2 protein-coding genes are annotated in these 2500 nt (G+C 64.8%); one reads left to right on the plus strand and one right to left on the minus strand.

Going from position 1 to position 2500, the window contains the following annotated elements:
- Positions 1–663 precede the first annotated feature (663 nt).
- Complete coding sequence (locus NR073_RS10975) at positions 664–1026, minus strand: C40 family peptidase (protein ID WP_179891564.1); 363 nt, start codon at positions 1024–1026, stop codon at positions 664–666.
- A 721-nt stretch (positions 1027–1747) separates the two neighbouring features.
- Between NR073_RS10975 and NR073_RS10980 the strand changes: the two genes are divergently transcribed.
- A complete protein-coding gene (locus NR073_RS10980; protein ID WP_002855901.1) occupies positions 1748–2158 on the plus strand; it encodes a four-helix bundle copper-binding protein in 411 nt (136 codons plus the stop codon).
- Positions 2159–2500 lie beyond the last annotated feature (342 nt).

Below are 2500 nucleotides of genomic sequence, written 5' to 3' on the forward strand. Positions count from 1 at the left end.
CGGCCACGTGTGCCTGCGGGATCCCGTCGTGCAGGTGGCGGTGGACCATCCTGAGACGGCCGGTCGGGGTCAGGGGTGCGTTAGCGTGAGTCATGAGTGGGTCTTCTCGGGCAGGTCGGTGGTGTAGGAACTTCCATCCTGCGGGAGAGGCCCACTCGTCTCATCTCAGCCCGGTACCCATGTCAAGAACCTCATGACCCACAACAACTAGGGCGTGTCTCCCTTATGCGCGTAGCCAGGTGAAGATGGCGCAGAGGGTGACGGCGGCGCGGTAGGTGATCGCTAGCTTGTCGTGACGAGTGGCCAAGCCGCGCCATTGCTTGGCTAGGGCATGTCCCGAGCCACCCTCTACCGACGCATCCGCGCCATACCTGCTGCAAATCAGCGCGCTTGGCGCTGCCCCATCGTCTGCAAGCGACAACAGGGGAGGGGGAGCCATCCAGACTTGTGTCATATGACGCCCCATCACCGGGAGGACCACGGGACGGGGCCGACGGGACGCGGCCCAAGGCATGTCGACGTTCGTCCATGTGAGCTGCTGGCGTGTCCGGTGGGGTTCGGTCAGCGGGACAGCGGGGTGGGCACGGTGGCTGAGGTCTCCTGAGATCGAACGGCCCCGAGGCTTTTGTCTTGCGGGGCCGTCCCGGGGTGGTGGCGTGCCGTTCAGTAGCGGGCGGCGGTGCCCATCATGTTCCAGGGGCTGTAGTCGACAGCGGTCACGGCCACGCCCATTTGCGGGTTGCGGGCGTGGGCGATCTGGCCGTCGCCGATGTACATGGCCACGTGGTAGATCCCGGAGGCCGAGCCGTTGTTGGACCAGAAGACCAGGTCACCGACCTGGAGGTCGTCCAGGGAGACGTATTGGCTAGCGGCCGCATACTGGGCCTTGGAGTTCAGAGGCAGCTCAATGTCGGCCTGCGCGAACGCGTTCTGAATGAAGCCGGAGCAGTCGTAGCCGGTCGGGCCATTTCCACCCCAGACGTAACCGACGCCCGGATCGGCAGCCTTGGCCGTAGCCCACTGCACGGCCGCCCCCAACCAGTACTACTGGAGGAAGCGGTGGAGTAAGAGGCCCGCTGGATATCCTGGGCCGGCTCACTGCTGGTCGCGGACGAGTGCGTGTGAACCCTGGACGAGCGGGACGTCTCGGCGGCGGTACCGCCCTCCCACGTCCAGGAATTAGCAGTGGAGCCGCTGGGCGCGGAGTAGGCGCCCTCGTTGGCTGCGGCCGGGCCCATGTCGGCCACCGTGGCTCCCACCACGGTGGTCAGGCCTATCGCACCCATGGTGAGGGAATGGCGGTACTGGGAACGGCGGGCCTGTGCTTCAGCCTCGATGCGGGCACGGCGGGTGGGGTAGGACATGGGTTACCTCGGTAGACATTGGCGTACATTTTCTGGACTTTTTCCGCGGCCTCCTAATTCGGCGTCGATCAAGTTATAACTTAGTCGAAATGGTCCGTGACCAGAACGTTATGCAACAATGCGGATTCGTGATCTGGTCGCAACTTGACGGAGTGCCAAGTTCCGAGCCGATTCAGGGTTGAGCCGGGCCCGGAAAGGCCGTCATTTCGGGCCTAGCCGCCCGCTCGAACGGCTCGGGCGGAGCCCGTGGCCGGCTGGGATCTTTACGGAATCTTCAAAGTTGAGCCCCTTTTCCGGGCCGGGCGGGGGGTCTATGGTCGGTTGCATGGCGGGCCGGTTCCAGCCGGTTCGTTTTCCGAACCGCACCGATGAAGGAGTAAGCCATGACCCATCACGTGAGCTCGATGCTGGAGACCTACCCGAAAGACTTGGGGGACATCGACCGGCAGAAGCTGGCCGAGTGCATCGAGGCCTGTTTCGAGTGCGCTCAGACCTGTACGGCCTGCGCGGACGCGTGCCTGGCCGAGGACATGGTCGCAGAACTGAGGCAGTGCATCCGGTTCAATTTGGATTGCGCCGACATCTGCGCCACCACCGGGGCGGTGCTGTCCAGGCAGACCGGCAACAACGTCGAGACCACTCGTGCCCTGCTGGAGGCCTGCCGGACCGCCTGCAAGACGTGCGGGGACGAGTGCGCCTCCCACGCTGAAATGCACGAGCACTGCAAGATCTGCGCTGAGGCTTGCCGGCGCTGCGAGCGGGCCTGCGCCGAGTTGCTCGCCTCCCTGGGCTGAGCGCAGTCCAGGCCCATGCCGTAATGCCAGTCAGGGCCAGCAGGCGTGGAACATGTGCTGCTGTCCCTGACTGGCCCGGCGGTAAAAGAACATCCCCGCAGGAGGAGAACTCGACGTGTCAAAGACAGGGCGCTTCACTTGTGCATGGCTGCATCCAGTTCCGTCCCGCTGTGGTCAGCGCAGCAGGACGGGTCGGGCGTCGATGCGGGTGCGGAAGAGGGTGTAGGGCTTGACCCGTTCATCCTGCCCCTGCCGGTAGTCGGCCTGGCGGTGGAGCTGGTTCGCGGGGGCGTGTCAACTTGTCTGTGTAAGCGGGGTGGTCACAGGTAGGGGTTGATCCGG

Origin of the sequence: Micrococcus sp. Mcc28 (assembly GCF_024519775.1) — a bacterium.
GTDB lineage: Bacteria > Actinomycetota > Actinomycetes > Actinomycetales > Micrococcaceae > Micrococcus > Micrococcus luteus.